A 15825-nucleotide genomic window follows, 5' to 3' on the forward strand; every position below is an offset into this window, starting at 1 on the left:
GCGGCCGGCTTGATGTACGACCGGGTATACGGGATGTCGCAACATCCCGGCCTGATTCGAAAATCTTTTATAATTGTTACCCTGAACGTTTCACCCTGCGGCGAACGGGCCGCAAGCTGAAACAGAACGAGTACTACGCACGCAGTTTGACGTCGATAGCGCCCTGAGTGCGGGTATTACGCTGGGATTCATGGCTGTGCTGACGGCCTGAAACATCGAGGATTTCCTGGTTGTTCACCAGTTCGCCCAGCGTGATGTTGTTCAGGAAGCTGGTCAGGCGCTCGCTCAGGTCGCGCCACAGCGCGTGGGTCAGGCATTTATCGCCGCCCTGGCAGCCGCCTTTACCCTGACAACGGGTGGCGTCAACGGACTCATCAACCGCGCTGATAACTTCGCCAACGGCGATGCTACCGGCTTCTTTACCTAATAAATAACCGCCGCCTGGACCGCGAACGCTCGATACCAGACCATTTTTACGCAGGCGGGAAAACAGCTGTTCCAGATAGGAAAGCGAAATCCCCTGACGCTCAGAAATATCAGCTAACGGAACCGGGCCCGATTCAGAGTTGAGCGCGACGTCCAGCATCGCGGTCACAGCATAACGCCCTTTAGATGTCAGTCTCATGTCTTACTTAACCTCAAACTCGCCCCTGCCCGGGCTTTTTATTAATATGGGTATTGCATAGCAGGGCCAAGTCTGACATTCCCGAGTAATTTGGTCAACTATTTACTTGACTGTTTTAGTCAGGTATTTGGCTATCTGTGCCCTTGCGTCCTGAGGACCATATTCCCGGCCGTTGAACCGGCTATTAAGACCACCGGTTCAACGGCTCGGCGCGCCCGTCTGCGGCCTTGATGCACCGCAAAGGGGCCGGTTTACTCTTTGTTCTTGTGCTGCTGCTCAATCGACGCCAGCATTCCGCGCAGGATATTCAGCTCCTGGCTTTCCGGGCGCGCGCGGGTAAACAGGCGACGCAGTTTGTTCATCACCTGTCCCGGATGGCTGGCGCGAATAAAGCCAGTCGCCAGCAGCGTCTGCTCGAGATGGCCGTAAAAGCGCTCTAAATCATCCACCAGCGGATACGGCGTCTCTTCCTGCTGTTCGACCTGCGGCTGCTCCTGAGTCGCCAGCCACGCCATCCGCACCTCATAAGCGATGACCTGCACCGCCATCGCCAGATTCAGCGAGCTATACTCCGGGTTGGCGGCAATCGCGACGTGGTAATGGCATTTCTGCAGCTCGTCGTTGGTCAAACCGACGCGCTCGCGGCCAAAGACCAGCGCCACCGGGGCGTGCTGGCCTTCTGAAACGCTCTTCAGGCCACACTCGCGCGGGTCGAGCATTGGCCACGGCAAAGTACGCGAACGGGCGCTGGTACCGACCACCAGGCTACATCCGGCCAGGGCTTCATCCAGCGTATCGACGATATGCGCATTGCCGATAACGTCGCTGGCGCCGGCCGCCAGGGCAATAGCCTGCGAGTCAGGCTTAACCAGCGGATTGACCAGCCACAGGTTTGTCAGGCCCATGGTTTTCATTGCCCGGGCCACGGAGCCCATATTGCCAGTGTGTGATGTTTCTACCAGTACGATTCGAATATTTTGCAGCATTAGTGTTCTTCGGCTAAAGATTATTCACGCATGCTATCATAAAACGAAGACATAGGCAGATTTCACTGTTACTATGTGCGCCGTTTTTTCCCGTTCTTTAACATCCAGTGAGAGAGACCGATGCATCCGATGCTGAATATCGCCGTGCGCGCAGCGCGCAAGGCGGGTAATTTAATTGCCAAGCACTACGAAACCCCAGACTCCGTAGAAACCAGCCAGAAAGGCAGCAATGATTTTGTGACTAACGTCGATAAGGCAGCCGAAGCGCTGATTATTGAAACGATTCGCAAATCTTACCCGCAGCACACTATTATCACCGAAGAAAGCGGTGAGCACGTAGGTGAAGATCAGGATGTTCAATGGGTTATCGATCCACTGGATGGCACCACCAACTTCGTAAAACGTCTGCCGCACTTCTCCGTATCCATTGCCGTACGCATTAAAGGCCGTACCGAAGTCGCCGTGGTTTACGATCCAATGCGCAACGAACTCTTCACCGCAACCCGCGGCCAGGGCGCTCAGCTGAACGGCTATCGTCTGCGCGGCAGCAGCGCTCGCGATCTGGATGGTACGATTATCGCCACCGGTTTCCCGTTCAAAGCGAAACAGCACGCCACCACTTACATGAATATTCTGGGCAAAATGTTTACCGAATGCGCTGACTTCCGCCGCACCGGTTCTGCTGCCCTGGATCTGGCCTACGTTGCCGCCGGCCGCGTTGATGGCTACTTCGAGATCGCGCTGAAGCCGTGGGATTTCGCTGCTGGCGAGCTGATCGCTCGTGAAGCGGGCGCTATCGTTTGCGACTTCACCGGTGGCCATAACCACCTGTACAGCGGCAACATCGTTGCCGGCAACCCGCGCGTCGTTAAAGCCATGCTGGCCAACATGCGCGAAGAGCTGAGCGAAGCGCTGAAGCGTTAATCTCTCTCACCTCACCCCGGTCCACCCGGGGTGAGAGTATCACTCAAAACGGCCGCAGTCCGCCGCCGCCCGGCACCGCACTGCTCCACATCACCACCGCCGCTGCCACTAAAATGACGCCGCCGGACAGCGCCAAAGTCGACCAGCCAATCTGCTGCCAAAGAGGCGGCGTTTTATTCGCGCTAAGCTTAACGGCCAGCTGACGAAAGCCGTGCACCAGCAGCGCCAGCCCGCTGATAGTCAGCGAGGTTCCCGCCGCCATTGCCAGCGCTGCCGCCATCCCCCAGCCAAAGACGCCAATCACCTTACTAAACAGCAGGACCATGATCGCCCCAGAACAGGGACGCATGCCCATCGACAGAACGATGGCCAGCCGCGCGCGCCAGTCGTCGCCGCTTTGCAGCTGTTCCGGCGCCGGCATATGCTGATGCCCGCAGCCGCAGTGCGCATGATGAACGTGATGGGGCGTAAAGGCGGTAAACGTTGGCCGACGCAGCTGCCCGCGCAGCTTTTTCAGCGCCCGCCAGCACAGCAGCAGGCCCAGCGCGCCGACCAGCAGATAGCTCCCCTTCTCCAGCCAGAAGCTGCTGAGATGAAGCTGCCTTGCGGGCAGCTGCAGCAGGGTCAGCACCACCACCACCAGCACAATCGCCACCGCGCCCTGCAGGAGCGAGGCGGCCAGCGTCAGCGCAATGCTCGAGCGGAGCTTCGCGGGATGCGTCGCCAGCCAGGTGGTAATCACAATCTTGCCGTGCCCCGGCCCCAGGGCGTGCAGGACGCCGTAGATAAAGCTAAACGCCAGCAGCGAAAGCCCCGCCGCTCGCGGATTTTCCGCCACCGCTTTCAGCAGGCCGCTGAGCTCAAAATTGAGCGTCCGCTGCCAGATAGCGCTTTGCAGCATCACCTCCGGCCAGGCCTGCCAGAGCCAGACGCCGGCGCCCGCTGCCAGCGCTAAAAACAGCGCCAGCGGCCACAGCTGGCGCAGGCGGGAAGCCCGGGAGGGGGTTGAGAATACTACTGACATGTCAGCGTCACCTTCTGAGCGAAATAGGTTCCGAGCGCCATATCTTCCGGCGGCGCGTCGGCTTTATCGAGCGACTGCGCAAAAGCCGTCATTTTATCATTCGGCTTTGGCGTCACCACCGTCACCTTGCATCCCGCGCGCAGCGCTGCAGGCAGGGTGACGTCGTCCGGCTTGTCATAGAACATATCGACGTAATAGGTCGGGTCGAAGGTCGAAAGCGTCAGGGTTTGTCCCGCCAGGGGCAGCGGTTTAGCCAGCGGCAGAGTAAAGGTCAGCACCGCCTGATGCCCGTCGCGCTCCAGACCGTAGCCGTCGGGGCGATTATCAAACTTCACGTGCTGGCCGTTATGCCAAAGCTCGCTGAAGTAGTGCTGCCCAAGGACGTTCGCCATCACCTCCGCCGCCAGCTTTTTCCACACTTCATCTCCCGGCTTCGCGCTGCCGGCATCGTAAAGCAGGTCTGAGGAGGTGATCTCATCCATCGTCCAGCGCATTTTGAAACCGGTGAGCTGCCCGCTATCGGCGATAACTTCCGTCCGCAGGCTGATAAAGCTATGCGGATGCGCTAGCACGCTAAATGATAAAACCATGAAAAATGCCGCACAGGTGCATTGTTTCACTCTCTTCATCCGTTCCTCACGTGAAAAATTCTGTGAACTTATCCAGCAATCCTGACGTAAAGACGCCAGCCTGCCCTTCTCTCTGTTCATCCATTGGCTATTCTTAGCGAAAACCCTAACTGGAACTTATCAGATGATGACCGTGATTGAACCACCATCTGCGCTTTCCAGTCCACAGCGCCGTAACCAGGTCCTGCTGATGTTTTATCTGCCCGGGCAGCCGGTCACCCCCGAGCGGCTTAGCGCGATCAACCTTGTTGATGAGGCGACGGCCCGGCAAGATATCGCGGAGACGGAACGTGACATTCAGCGTTACCACCGTTTGACCCTCGCGTCGCAGGTGGACGGCAGCTATCGGATTGAAGGCGCCGCAATCGATCAACGCCTGTGCCTGCTGCACGGTTTACGCCGGGCGCTGCGCCTGTGTCCGCATTTTATCAGGCACCATTTTACCCCGGCATTAAAAACGCAGCTTAAACTGCAGGGCGTTGCGCGCACCTTATATGACGACACCAATCTGCAGGCGCTGGTCAACCGCTGCGCCCGGACGCTTAACCGTCAGTTTGACTGTCGGGATATTCACTTCCTGCGTCTCTATCTGCAGTACTGCCTGCTTCAGCATCATCTCGGGCAGACGCCGACCTTTACCGAAGATCAGCAGCGCTGGACCCAGGAGGCGGCGGAGTCGATACTTGCCGCTGAGATTATCCGCCACTGGCAGCGCCGGGTCGCCACTGCGCCGCACGCGGGCGAGCAGCGCTTTCTGACCCTGCTATTCATGCTGCTCAAAACGCCCGATCCTATCCGCGATGGCCACCAGCAGGACCGACGCCTGCACCTGGCCATCTCCGGGCTGATCCACCGTTTCCAGGATCTATCCGGCCGGCCGTTTAGCGACGATCGGGGGCTGAGCGACCAGCTCTATATTCATCTCTCCCAGGCGCTAAACCGCAGCGTGTTCGCGATCGGTATCGATAATGCGCTGCCGGAGGAGATGAGCCGCCTCTATCCGCGCCTGATGCGCACCACCAAAACGGCGCTGGAGGAGTTCGAGAGCGCCTACAGGGTTCGCTTTAATCAGGAGGAAGTGGGGCTGATTGCGGTGATTTTTGGCGCATGGCTGATGCAGAAAAGCGAGCTGCACGAGAAGCAGGTGGTGCTGCTGACCCACGACAATCCCGACCTCGAGCAGGCGCTTGAGCTGCAGCTGCGCGAGCTGACCCTGCTGCCGCTCAATATCAAATATCAGAACGTTCACGCCTTTCAAAAGGAAGGCGCGCCGAAGGGCGTGGCGCTGGTGGTAACCCCTTATGCTACGGCGCTGCCGCTGTTTTCACCACCGCTGTTTCACGCTGAGGAGATGTTCAGCGATCACCAGCGGCAGCATATTTGTCAAATGCTCGAGGACTAAGATACCGCCTTCGGCCTCAGCACCAGCGCCGGCAGGGCAACCAGCGCCATCACCCAGAACACGCCCTGGTGCAGGTGCTGGTAGAGGAAGCCGGCAAATACCGTCATTACCGCAATGCTGCCCCCCATCGCCACCGCGGAGTAAACCGCCTGCAGACGAATCACCTCCCCGCCCTGACGCGCCGAAATATAGCGCATCGCCGCAAGGTGACATACCGTAAAGGTGCCGCAGTGCAGGATCTGCGCGACGATGAGCCACGGCAGCTCGGTGGTCCAGCCCATCAGCGTCCAGCGAACCAGCCCGCAAACGGCGGAGAGCAGCAGCAGATCCCGCGCGCTGAAGCGGCTAAAGGCTTTTTTGCTCAGCGCAAAGATAACCACCTCCGCGACCACTCCCAGCGACCACAGATAGCCGATCGCCGAAGCGGAATAGCCCGCCTCCTGCCAGTAAATCGCGCTGAAGCCATAGTAGGCGGCATGGGCGCCCTGTAGCAGGCAGACGCAGGCGAGGAAGCGCCAGCTTTGGCGCACCAGCTTTAGCCATGCCGGGAGCCCGGCCGCCTGCTGGTGACGAACTTCCCCCTGCGGCATCACCGAGGGTTTAAGCAGCATTCCCAGCAGCATTGAAGCGATACCGAGGCTTAGCAGCACCAGGATCGCCCGATAATCAAACAGGCTGACCAGCTTGCCGGTCAGCGCGGAGCCGATCACAAACGCCACCGATCCCCACAGACGCACACGCCCGTAGTCCATGGTTATCTGCTTTTGCCAGGTATTCGCCAGCGCATCGGTCAGCGGTACCAGCGGAGAGAAGAACAGATTGAAGCCGACCATCACCACCATCAGCCAGGCGACGCGGCTATCGGCCCAAAAGCCAAGGACAAACAGCAGCGCCAGTAGCGCCAGCACCCGCAGGGCGGAAATGAGCCGGGAAGGATCGCTTACCCGTGGCGCAATCAGCAGACTGCCGAGAAAACGCGCCACCAGTCCGGCACCGAGCAGCATACCGATGGTTTCCGGCGTCAGCCCCGCGCCAGCCAGCCAGACGCTCCAGAACGGCAGAAAGATGCCGTAGCTAAAGAAGTAGGTAAAGTAACTAAGCGCCAGCCAGCGCGTGGAGTGCAAGACCATGATTTCCTCCCGAATGGAGGCGACAGTCTGGCGACAAACCTGCAAAGCCGCAAGGTGAAGTTGTACCTGCCCGTCTCCGGGCAGGTTGGGCTTAAATCGGATGGACCTTCAGCACCATTTTTTGCCGCATGCTTTCACCGCGTGAAAGCAGAGTTAATTGACCAAATCCCGGACGATGATGATCGTCAGGCGCGTGGCTCATTGGCTCGAAACAGAAGAAATCAAATTCATAGCCTTTATCAAACGCCGGATCGGAAACAAAAACAAAATAGCATGGCGCCGGCGGCTCGGTGGTCATCGAGAGTTGATACCCCAGCCCCGGCTGTCGAATCGTCGCGATACCGTCCCAGCCGGAAAAGCCATTGTTTACCCAACGCCGGGGGAGCGGCGCGGGCTGATTGAAATCCAACGCCTGCGGTAAACTCTCCTGATGCTCTCCGGTTAGCCAACTTTCTCTCTCCAGCCAGTAGCCGGCGGTCTGCGCCTGCACCCGCGTGTCAGGCGACAGCGGTAAGTAGGGATGCCAGCCCAGGCCGAACGGCAGCGCGTCGCCATCATTCGTCACGCTCAGCTCCACCTCAACGCCGCTTTCGCTTAAGGTAAAGCGCTGCTGCGCGGTGTATTGATAGATGCCCTCGCGGTGGACATACTCTAACCTAAGCTGCGTGGGCGATTGTTCCTCACAGCACCAGCTATTCAGCCAGCCGTCGCCGTGAAGATAGTGGCGATCCCACTCAACGTTCGGCGCCAGCCGATGCTCTCCTGCCGGCGAAGAAAACTGGTTACCGCTCACCCGATTACCAAACGGCACCAGCGGAAAGCAAGAGGACTCCACCGCCACGCCGCTATTGAGACCCGGACGCAGCAACGGGATCGCTGTCCCCTGATGCTGCCACCATAGCCCCTCGATCGCGCCGCCGCGATCCGCAACCTGCAGCCGCAGCTGGCCGTTATCCAGTGTAAAAAGCGTCATCAGGGCTCCTTAATCGGGGAAATTAATCACCACTTTGCCACATTTACCGCTGGCCATAAGTGCGTAGGCCTCTCCCGCCTGAGCAAGAGAAAAACGATGGGTAATCGCGCTATGCGGCCACAGCTTCCAGTCGGTCAGATCGCGGGCGCACTTCTCCATATGGAACAAACTGGTCACCCAGGAGCCGATAATACGCCGCTGGTGGTGCATCAGATCGGCGCTAACCTCAAACTCAACCTTCCCCGTTTCACCGATGTACACCACTCTTCCCCAATCCGCCGTAGACTGTAGCGCTAGCAGACGCCCCGCGGCATTGCCAGAACAATCCAGCGCCACATCCGCCCCGCCGTGCGTCAGTTCGGCAATCCGCGCCGGAAGGTTTTCCGTTGTCGCAAGGAAACCGTTATCCATCACTCCCAGCTGTTTTGCCGTCGCCAGGCGCTCCGGCAGCATATCGACGCCGATAACGCGTTTCGCTCCACGTCCTTTCGCCAGCATCATCGCCATCATGCCTACGGGCCCTAACCCGACAACCAGAACGTTGTCGCTGCCGGAAACCTCGCCGCGCAAAATGCCTTCGTAGGCTGTCCCTACGCCGCAGCTAATAAATGCGCCATCTTCATAGCTAAGCAGATCTGGCAGATGAATCAGGTCCTTTTCCTCCGCCAGCAAATATTCCGCATGGCCGCCATCGCGCTGCCAGCCGTAGGCTGCTTTGCCCTCTCCGGTGCAGGAGATCGGAAAACCGCGACGGCAGTTGGAGCAAAAACCACAGCCGGAAATATGGTAAACCAGCACCCGATCGCCCGCTTTGAAGTGCCGGCAGCCGGCCCCCGTCTCCACAATTTGCCCACAGGGTTCATGGCCATTAATAAAACCCTGGTACAGCGGTTTATCCGGCGCGGCGGCGGTACCGCGATGCTGATGATAAATATAATGGACATCGCTACCGCAAATTCCTGAGGATTTCATTTTAATCAGGACCTGGTTAATCCCCGGGATTGGTACAGGAACCTCCCGCAGCTCAACGCTTGAGTTCCCCGGTAAAAAAGCAGCCAACATTGTTTTCATAATTCCCTCTATACAAATTAATGAATATTAATGTTTAAGTTTACTATTACGTTGGGTCAGCAATATATTCGCCAGTACAGCAACCACGATAATTAATCCGCGAACAACCTGCTGGAAAAATGAGTTAATGCCCAGAAGCACCAGCCCATTGCCAATAAGGGTAATAACCAGTACGCCTAATAATGTGCCGAATAGCGAACCGCGACCACCGGACAGCGCGGTACCTCCGACCACTACCGCGGCGATAACGTCGAACTCGAGGCCGTTGGCGGCACCCGCATTGCCCGATCCAAGTCGCGCTGCCAGCAAGATACCGGTAATCGCAGCCAGTAGCCCTGAAAGCGTAAAAATCAAAATACGCACCCGCCTGACGTTAATCCCGCAGAGCTGGGCCGCCGTCGCGTTACCGCCGGTGGCAAACACCGAGCGGCCAAAGGCGGTTTTGCGGCTGATAAAGACAAAGATGACGAACAGAACCAGCATAATGAGTGCCGAAACGGGGATGCCAAAGAGCTGCCCGCCGAGCCAGTCCAGGACCTCATTTTCATCGATGGGTACCGGTAGCGCATTGGTCATGAATAGCCCCATGCCGCGTAAGGCGCTCCATAAACCTAAGGTCGCGACAAAGCTGGGAACGCTAAATACGCCGCGTAGCACCCCTGCGAGGGTTCCTAACCCTGCGCCAAGGATTAGCACCAGCAGGCAGGCAATGCTAAGCGGCACCTGGAACTGCAGCAGGAAGGCCAGGCAAACGGAGATAAACGCAACCATTGGACCGACGCTGACGTCAATTTCGCCGGAGATAATAATCAGCGTCATGGCCCATGCAGCAATACCAATGGTCGCCGCATCGCGCAGTACGTTCATTTGATTGTTTAAAGAAATAAATCCCGGTGCGTTAAATGAAAACACCAGATACAAAATAGCGATCACCACCAGCAGGCCAATTTCATTAATGTGGCGACTGATAAACTGCTTAGGTGCGGCATTTTTGCCTTGCGGCAGCGTTAATGATGAGGCAGACATCTGTTAATTCCTCAATAAACGTTATGGCTAATGCGTGGATAGAATTGCCGACATTAATTCATCGACATTAACGGGAGCTAAAAGCTCGCGGGTAAATTCACCGTTTTGCAGCAGTAAAATACGATCGCAGACTAAAGGCAGCTCCTCTATTTCGCTGGAAATGAATACGACGCTTTTTCCTTCAGCCGCAAGCTCCCTCACAATACGATAAATCTGCTGCTTCGCTTCGATATCAACGCCGCGGGTGGGCTCATCAAGAAGCAAAATTTCGCTTCCGGCGTAAACCCAGCGGCCAATCACTACTTTTTGCTGGTTGCCACCCGATAGCGTCCCGATTGCGGTCTCCGTATTCGCCGCCTTGATCGTCATCCGGCTCATGACCGCGGCGGTCAGCTGCTGAATCCTCTGCCAGTTCAGTATGCCGCGCCGACTAACTTTGTGCCGGTTGGTCATCACCGTATTTTCATCCACGCCCAGAAGCGGAATGATACCCGCCTCCTTACGGTTTTCCGGGGTGTAGCCCACTCCGCTCTTGAGCATCGAGGTATACCGCGGACGCGAGATGCGCGTTCCATTCAGCGTGATTTCCCCCTCAGCAAACGTTTCTAAGCCGATAATAGCCTTGAGTAGTTCGCTACGCCCCGATCCCAGCAGGCCGGCGATACCCAGCACTTCGCCACGATGCAGGGTAAAATTAATGTCCTGAAGTTTGGGGGGATGACGCAGCCGGGCCACCTGCAGTACCGGGGTTGTCAGCACAATGTCAGATTTAACCAGCGGAAGATCGATATGCTCCCTTCCCAGCATTAGCGATACGATTTCCTGGGTTGTCGTCCTCTCCAGCGTGACGTCGCCTGCCACCTGGCCATCGCGCATGATGGTGGCACAGGAGGCAATACGGCGGATCTCCTCCATGCGATGGCTGACATAAATCACGGCAACGCCGAGAGCCGACATTCGCTTCACCGCGTTAATCACCAGCTCGACCTCTGCGTTGGCCAGCGAGCTGGTTGGCTCGTCAAGAATCACCACCCGCGGCTGACCTTTCATCACGCGGGCTATCTCTACCAGCTGCTTTTGCGCCGGGCTGAGCGTGTCGACCAGCGCATCTGGCGGAACATCAGCGCCAAGGGCGGCCAATGCCTCCCTGGCCTGGCGGGCCATAACGCTTTGGTCAACCATGCCATTGCGGCGTGGCCATTGGCCGAGGCAGAGGTTCTCTGCCACCGTTAATCCCTCGACCAGGCTTAACTCCTGGTATACGGCTCTGACCCCCAGCTCCGCTGCCCGGCGGGTTAGCGTTGCGTCGTTACCTTCAAGACGCGTGCCTGCCAGCAAAATCTCGCCGCTATCGGGGCTTTCGCTTCCGGTCAGCATGCGGATTAGGGTGGACTTGCCGGCGCCATTTTTCCCCAATAATGCCCGAACCTCACCCTTTGATAGCGTAAAATCAACGTTATCCAGCGCGACTACGCCGGGATAACGCTTATTTCCCCCTAAAATCTGTGCCACCGGCACCGCCGTTTTTTCTGTTGCCGTCATCGGGTCTTTACCTCAGCTTTTCGACAGGGGAATTAAGGCAAACCATCGACATGCGTAGCCAGCCACTGCTTACCGTCTTCAGATTTGGTATAGATATCGATAGCGACCGGGATAATCTTATTTGCTGGCGGGGTTTTATTAATCACATTCAGCGTTTGCGCAAATACGGCGTTACCCATCTTCTTACCGGAAATATCCACCACCGCTTTTAACACCTGATGGCTGTTTAACTCCTGGGCAATTTCGGTGGTCATATCGGAGCCAAATACGGCAATTTTACCGGTCTTATTTTGGTTGCGGACCGCTTTTACCGCCCCCAGCGTTGCGCCACCGGACTCTCCCATAATGGCATCCAGTTCAGGCGCAGAGATAATCAGCTTCTCGCCAACCGAAATAGCCTTATCCAGAACGGTTCCTTCCTGATTCGCAACGATCTGCATATCCGGAACGCGCGCCTTCAGCGCGGCCTCAAAACCTTTGCGCCGCTGTACGCACACTTCAAATGCTTCACAATTGATCACCGCAATTTTCGGCGCGCTAATTTTGTTGGCAATAAAATAATCCGCCGCCGCATCACCCAGCTTTTTGCCAAATTCAAGCGGGTCGCCGACCAGATAGGCAGAGACGTATTTGTCGACGCCTTTCTCATTAATGCAGGTGTTGTAGCAAATCACCGGAATGCCGGCTTCATTGGCCCGACGAACCGCGCGGCTGCTGCCATTTTCTGAAACGGCGGAAAGAATGATGGCGTCGACGTTACGCGCCACCAGCGTATCGATAAATGAACTCTCTTTAGAAATATCGCCCTGAGCGTTGGTTTCAATCAGCTGGATTTTCGCATCGGTGCTTTTTGCAGCATCCTGAACGCCCTGCCGCACGCCGGCGTAATAGCCCTGGGTATCGAGATAGATAGCACCAACGGTGATATCTTTTGCTGCGCTATAGCCGGGGAATGAAATACTCAACGACGTTAACAGTAAACAGAAAAAAAGTGAGACTGCCTTATTTTTAGACATACGTGCCTCCTGTAGGGTCAGGCATTTATTGTTGTTTGGCTTCTGCGGCAGGCGGGCCTGCCGCAGAACGATTTCACATATTCTAAACATCTCGATGAGAGCGGCGGGTCAGACCGCTCAAAAATTACAGTAAACTCTCTTTAGTTAATGAGATGCAGCACAAACGGCAGCGTTTTGCGGAATAACGCCGCTTTCGCCCAGGCTGGGTTTAGCGCTTCCAGTTCAGACAGCCCCTGTTCATACCGGGATCCGCCGCCTAATCCCGCGGTCGCCAGAACTCGTACCAAAAGGCACTTCTCCTGATGCTGCTTTTGGATATCGGCATATAGCGCCAGTAGGTCAGGCTGCGACACCGCAAAGAAATCGGCTTCTATCCGCGTCGTTTCCATATGCTCAGCCCACTGCAGCATTTCAGTGAAAAGACGTTCGCTGGTCAGACGATCGCCGAGCATCCTCAGAGCCACTCCTTGCCAGAAGAGGTAGTCCACCGGCTGATCGTTGTAGTAGCTATGAATATTGATCGTCCGCTCCCCCGACGCCGCCTTGCGGAAGCACTCGACCGCGCGTTCTTCCATGCCTTGCTGCCTGGCGCAAACGCCAAGCCAGAACCAGATATCGTTATCCGTCTGTCCCGGGAGACGCCCTTCGCTCAGGTTTTCTGGATAGTGCAGCGCCGATAGCAGCAGCGCTTCCGCCTGCTGTGGCTGCTGCTGGTGGAGATGCTGCCAGGCACGCAATAGCAGGTTAATAACAAACTGGCTCGTCGCTTTGCCTTCGCCGCCTTCCCAGGGGTGAAATTTACGCGCAGCGAGCACGTTTGCCGCCTGTTCAGCGTTGCCCGCCAGATGCCAAAGATGAAGCAGCTCCACCGTTAAATCATCGCGTTTCAAGGCGGTCACCAGGTTAGCCTCCAGCCGGGCAAGACGTTTTTCCGGCGCCACCGCGGTCAGCTTATCCAGCAGATCGCGTTCAAAAAGCAGACGGGCATCCTGCGGCTGTTGAGCGCAGGCTTTATCGAGATACTCTGCCGCCAGGCGGGCATCACTGCGTTTATTCCATGCATGAATCGCCAGCCCTCGCCAGGCATCGGCAAAATCAGGAACCATTTCAACGCAGCGATGCCACAGCTGCGTCGCTTTCTCATAGTTACGCCGGCTATAGTGGAAACAGGCAAGCAGATGCTGAGCAAAATAGCATTCGGTTATCTTCTCCAGCACGGCCACTTCCACCAGCAGATTGGGGAAACGCACGAAGTCAGGAAACGCCTCGCGAGCGCGGTTGATCAGCGCGATGCGCTCGCTTCCTTCGGCCAGGCTGGCCTGTAAATAGAGCGGTAACGTCTTCTTACAGTTAAGCGTCTCCAGTACGACTTTCGCCTGCCCCGGCACTCCCCAGCTCAGCATCAACCCGGCAGTCAGCAGCGCGTTAATATCCCGCGACTGGCATATTGCTAACCATCGCGCCGTATCCGCTTCAGCCCCTGATATTGTTGCATTGAGCCACCACAGGGTAGGATTTAGCGGATAGTCGACCAACAGCGTTTCAATCTGCCGTAGGGCCTGGCTGCGACGACCGGTGAGGTGCAGTAAGAAGACCTCTAGCGACAGCACATCCTGATTGGTGGGACACGCCAGCAGGCTCTGCCGACAAAATGCCAGCGCATCATCGTAGCGCTCGCTGCGCGTCGCCAGTCTGGCAAGTCCGTAATATCCCCCTGCCTTGCTATTACCACTCCACACCGCGCGCCAAAAATCCTCCTGCGCATCATGCCACTGCTGCAATTGCTCTCTGGCGCTGGCGCGAATCAAACTCGCCTGTCCACACTGCGGATTTTTGTTCAACCGATGCGCGCGTGACAGCGCCTGGGTCGCATACTCTACGGTTTGTGGGTAGTCAGAGCGGTTGTATTCCAGCATCGCCAGCGCCAGATTGCAGCGATAGTCCTGCGGGTCAAGCTCAACGCCGCGCAGGTAGTAGTCAAACGGCGAGCGGCTGGCGTGATGATACTGCTCCAGGTGCTGGCCGATAAACCACGCCTCATCCACGCTGTTTATCGCGCCGGCGCTCAAGGGTGTTACCGCCACTTCCGGCAACGGTAGCTCCTGCGGCTGATGTTCCTGATAGCGCAAAACGCATCTGCCGTGACTATCCAGCAGCTCCATCGTCAGGCGAGCAGGATCAATACCGGCCAGCGCCCCCTGAACGGCAGCGCATGGCGTCAGCTCAATCATTTCATCCAGCAGCGGCTGCGGGTTGCCCTCTTCTCTAACCCTGAGCCGATGGGCGAGCAGCGGCGAAATCGCATAGAGGCCCCATGCAATACCGCTCTCTTCGCGCTGCAGTTTGATCACCGCATCGCGCGAAGCGTTCTGTACCATGCCCAGCGTATGGTACGGCAGGAAGTATTGTTCAAATCTCTTTTCTTCAAATGGGTCGAGCCAGGTAAAATCCGGCTGGTTATCGGCGAAAATACCGGTCATCAGCTCGATATAGGGGCCATTCTCATCCGTCAGATTCTTGTCCCACGCCTGACCAAACTCGCTGTAACCCCAGCTCCACTGCTTTTTCCCCGGCGCAATGTGATGATCCGCGACGTGCAGCAGCCCGCCATCTTCATCATGGCACCAGGCGCCGACGAAATCGTACTCTGACTTTTCCGCCATATAGGAGGTCGGTACCGGGACATTTTTATAGCGCGAGATGTCGACGCCGGCCGAATAGTCCACCTTGTAATAGGTGCCGGTGGCGATTGGAAACGCTGAAACCGCGCGTTTGCCGTGATCAAACACCGCGGTAACATCCGGAGGAAATACGCTTTGATGTCCATCGCCGCCTTTAACCGCGGGATTCGCCCACCATAAGAAGTGGCGCGGAGTGGCGTTACAGTTGTAGACCCGGCTCCCAATCTCTAGCGCCGCACGCTGAGGACGCAGAGTAAACCCGGTCATCACCTGCAGCCCATGCATTGGTTCCGTCTCGCCAACCCAAACGGTTTTTGAGCCATCGTCGTTTTCGCCGATCGTAAAATCAACCGGCATATAGGTGGTGGGACGGTGGTGCTGCGGCCAGTTAAACTCAATCCCTCCGGAGATCCACGGGCCAAGCAGGCCAACCAGCGCGGGCTTGATAACATCATTGTGGTAAACGAAATCACGCTGTCTGACCTTATCCCACGCGCGGTGTACCCGACCTCCCAGCTGGGGCAGGATCATGATTTTGATGTAATCATTTTCCAGCCACACCGCCTGCCAGGCCTTCAGCGTTTTTTCCTCACTCAGCGTATCCGTCACGCCATAGGGATACACCGCCCCGGAAGAGCCTTGATAAACCCGATTTTCCAGAAACATGGGATGAACGTCCTGAGCCCCGGTTTCATAGGTTGGAATATGTACCGTTTCCTGCCAAACGTTTACTGAACTCATAATGCCCTCAAAGTTAACAAGACATACTGAAGTGAAATAATGAGAGCAGTTTAAT

General features: G+C 56.9%; 13 protein-coding genes. 2 read left to right on the forward strand and 11 right to left on the reverse strand.

Translation table 11 applies throughout. The annotated features are described in order from the left end of the window. Nucleotides 1-133: 133 nt before the first annotated feature. Both iscR and trmJ read right to left on the reverse strand, forming a co-directional pair. Nucleotides 134-625, reverse strand: coding sequence for a Fe-S cluster assembly transcriptional regulator IscR (gene iscR / locus GVK32_RS11305; protein WP_159867935.1), 492 nt, complete (start codon nt 623-625; stop codon nt 134-136). 251 nt (nt 626-876) lie between these two features. Beyond that, entirely contained in the window at nt 877-1611 is a 735-nt protein-coding gene (gene trmJ / locus GVK32_RS11310) for a tRNA (cytosine(32)/uridine(32)-2'-O)-methyltransferase TrmJ (protein ID WP_159867938.1), read from the reverse strand. Nucleotides 1612-1731: 120 nt separating this feature from the next. Here trmJ and suhB point away from each other — a divergent pair, with 120 nt between their 5' ends. Next, nucleotides 1732-2535 carry an inositol-1-monophosphatase gene (gene suhB / locus GVK32_RS11315; protein ID WP_123710355.1) on the forward strand — a complete coding sequence of 268 codons (804 nt, stop codon included), beginning with the start codon at nt 1732-1734 and terminating at the stop codon, nt 2533-2535. 43 nt (nt 2536-2578) lie between these two features. Here suhB and GVK32_RS11320 read toward each other — a convergent pair whose 3' ends face one another. Together GVK32_RS11320 and GVK32_RS11325 are read right to left on the reverse strand one after the other, a co-directional pair. Beyond that, nucleotides 2579-3559 (reverse strand): nickel/cobalt transporter, encoded by a 981-nt coding sequence (locus GVK32_RS11320; RefSeq protein ID WP_159867941.1) that lies wholly within the window; start codon nt 3557-3559, stop codon nt 2579-2581. Next, entirely contained in the window at nt 3550-4188 is a 639-nt protein-coding gene (locus GVK32_RS11325) for a DUF1007 family protein (protein WP_159867944.1), read from the reverse strand. The genes GVK32_RS11320 and GVK32_RS11325 overlap by 10 nt, the downstream gene beginning before the upstream one ends. 124 nt (nt 4189-4312) lie before the next feature. Here GVK32_RS11325 and csiE point away from each other — a divergent pair, with 124 nt between their 5' ends. Further along, nucleotides 4313-5590 (forward strand): stationary phase inducible protein CsiE, encoded by a 1278-nt coding sequence (gene csiE / locus GVK32_RS11330; RefSeq protein WP_159867947.1) that lies wholly within the window; start codon nt 4313-4315, stop codon nt 5588-5590. On the opposite strand, the gene GVK32_RS11335 is transcribed toward csiE, so the two are convergent. From GVK32_RS11335 to GVK32_RS11365, 7 genes are all read right to left on the reverse strand, one after another. Continuing rightward, nucleotides 5587-6720: a 3-phenylpropionate MFS transporter gene (locus tag GVK32_RS11335; RefSeq protein WP_128877430.1), complete on the reverse strand. Its 1134-nt coding sequence runs from the start codon at nt 6718-6720 to the stop codon at nt 5587-5589. The two genes, csiE and GVK32_RS11335, sit on opposite strands and share 4 nt — an antisense overlap. A gap of 91 nt (nt 6721-6811) precedes the next feature. Next, on the reverse strand, nt 6812-7693 hold the full coding sequence (locus tag GVK32_RS11340) for an aldose 1-epimerase (RefSeq protein WP_159867950.1): 882 nt from the start codon (nt 7691-7693) through the stop codon (nt 6812-6814). A gap of 9 nt (nt 7694-7702) precedes the next feature. Further along, nucleotides 7703-8764, reverse strand: coding sequence for a zinc-binding dehydrogenase (locus GVK32_RS11345; RefSeq protein ID WP_159867953.1), 1062 nt, complete (start codon nt 8762-8764; stop codon nt 7703-7705). Between the two features lie 27 nt (nt 8765-8791). After that, complete coding sequence (locus GVK32_RS11350; RefSeq protein ID WP_132514325.1) at nt 8792-9790, reverse strand: ABC transporter permease; 999 nt, start codon at nt 9788-9790, stop codon at nt 8792-8794. A gap of 27 nt (nt 9791-9817) precedes the next feature. Beyond that, on the reverse strand, nt 9818-11332 hold the full coding sequence (locus GVK32_RS11355; RefSeq protein ID WP_159867956.1) for a sugar ABC transporter ATP-binding protein: 1515 nt from the start codon (nt 11330-11332) through the stop codon (nt 9818-9820). Nucleotides 11333-11364: 32 nt separating this feature from the next. Beyond that, nucleotides 11365-12348 (reverse strand): substrate-binding domain-containing protein, encoded by a 984-nt coding sequence (locus GVK32_RS11360; protein WP_159867959.1) that lies wholly within the window; start codon nt 12346-12348, stop codon nt 11365-11367. Nucleotides 12349-12488: 140 nt separating this feature from the next. Then, entirely contained in the window at nt 12489-15770 is a 3282-nt protein-coding gene (locus tag GVK32_RS11365) for a DUF5107 domain-containing protein (protein ID WP_159867962.1), read from the reverse strand. Nucleotides 15771-15825 lie beyond the last annotated feature (55 nt).

The sequence above is a fragment of the Klebsiella sp. 18074 genome (assembly GCF_902705905.1).
Classification (GTDB): Bacteria; Pseudomonadota; Gammaproteobacteria; order Enterobacterales; family Enterobacteriaceae; genus Klebsiella; species Klebsiella terrigena.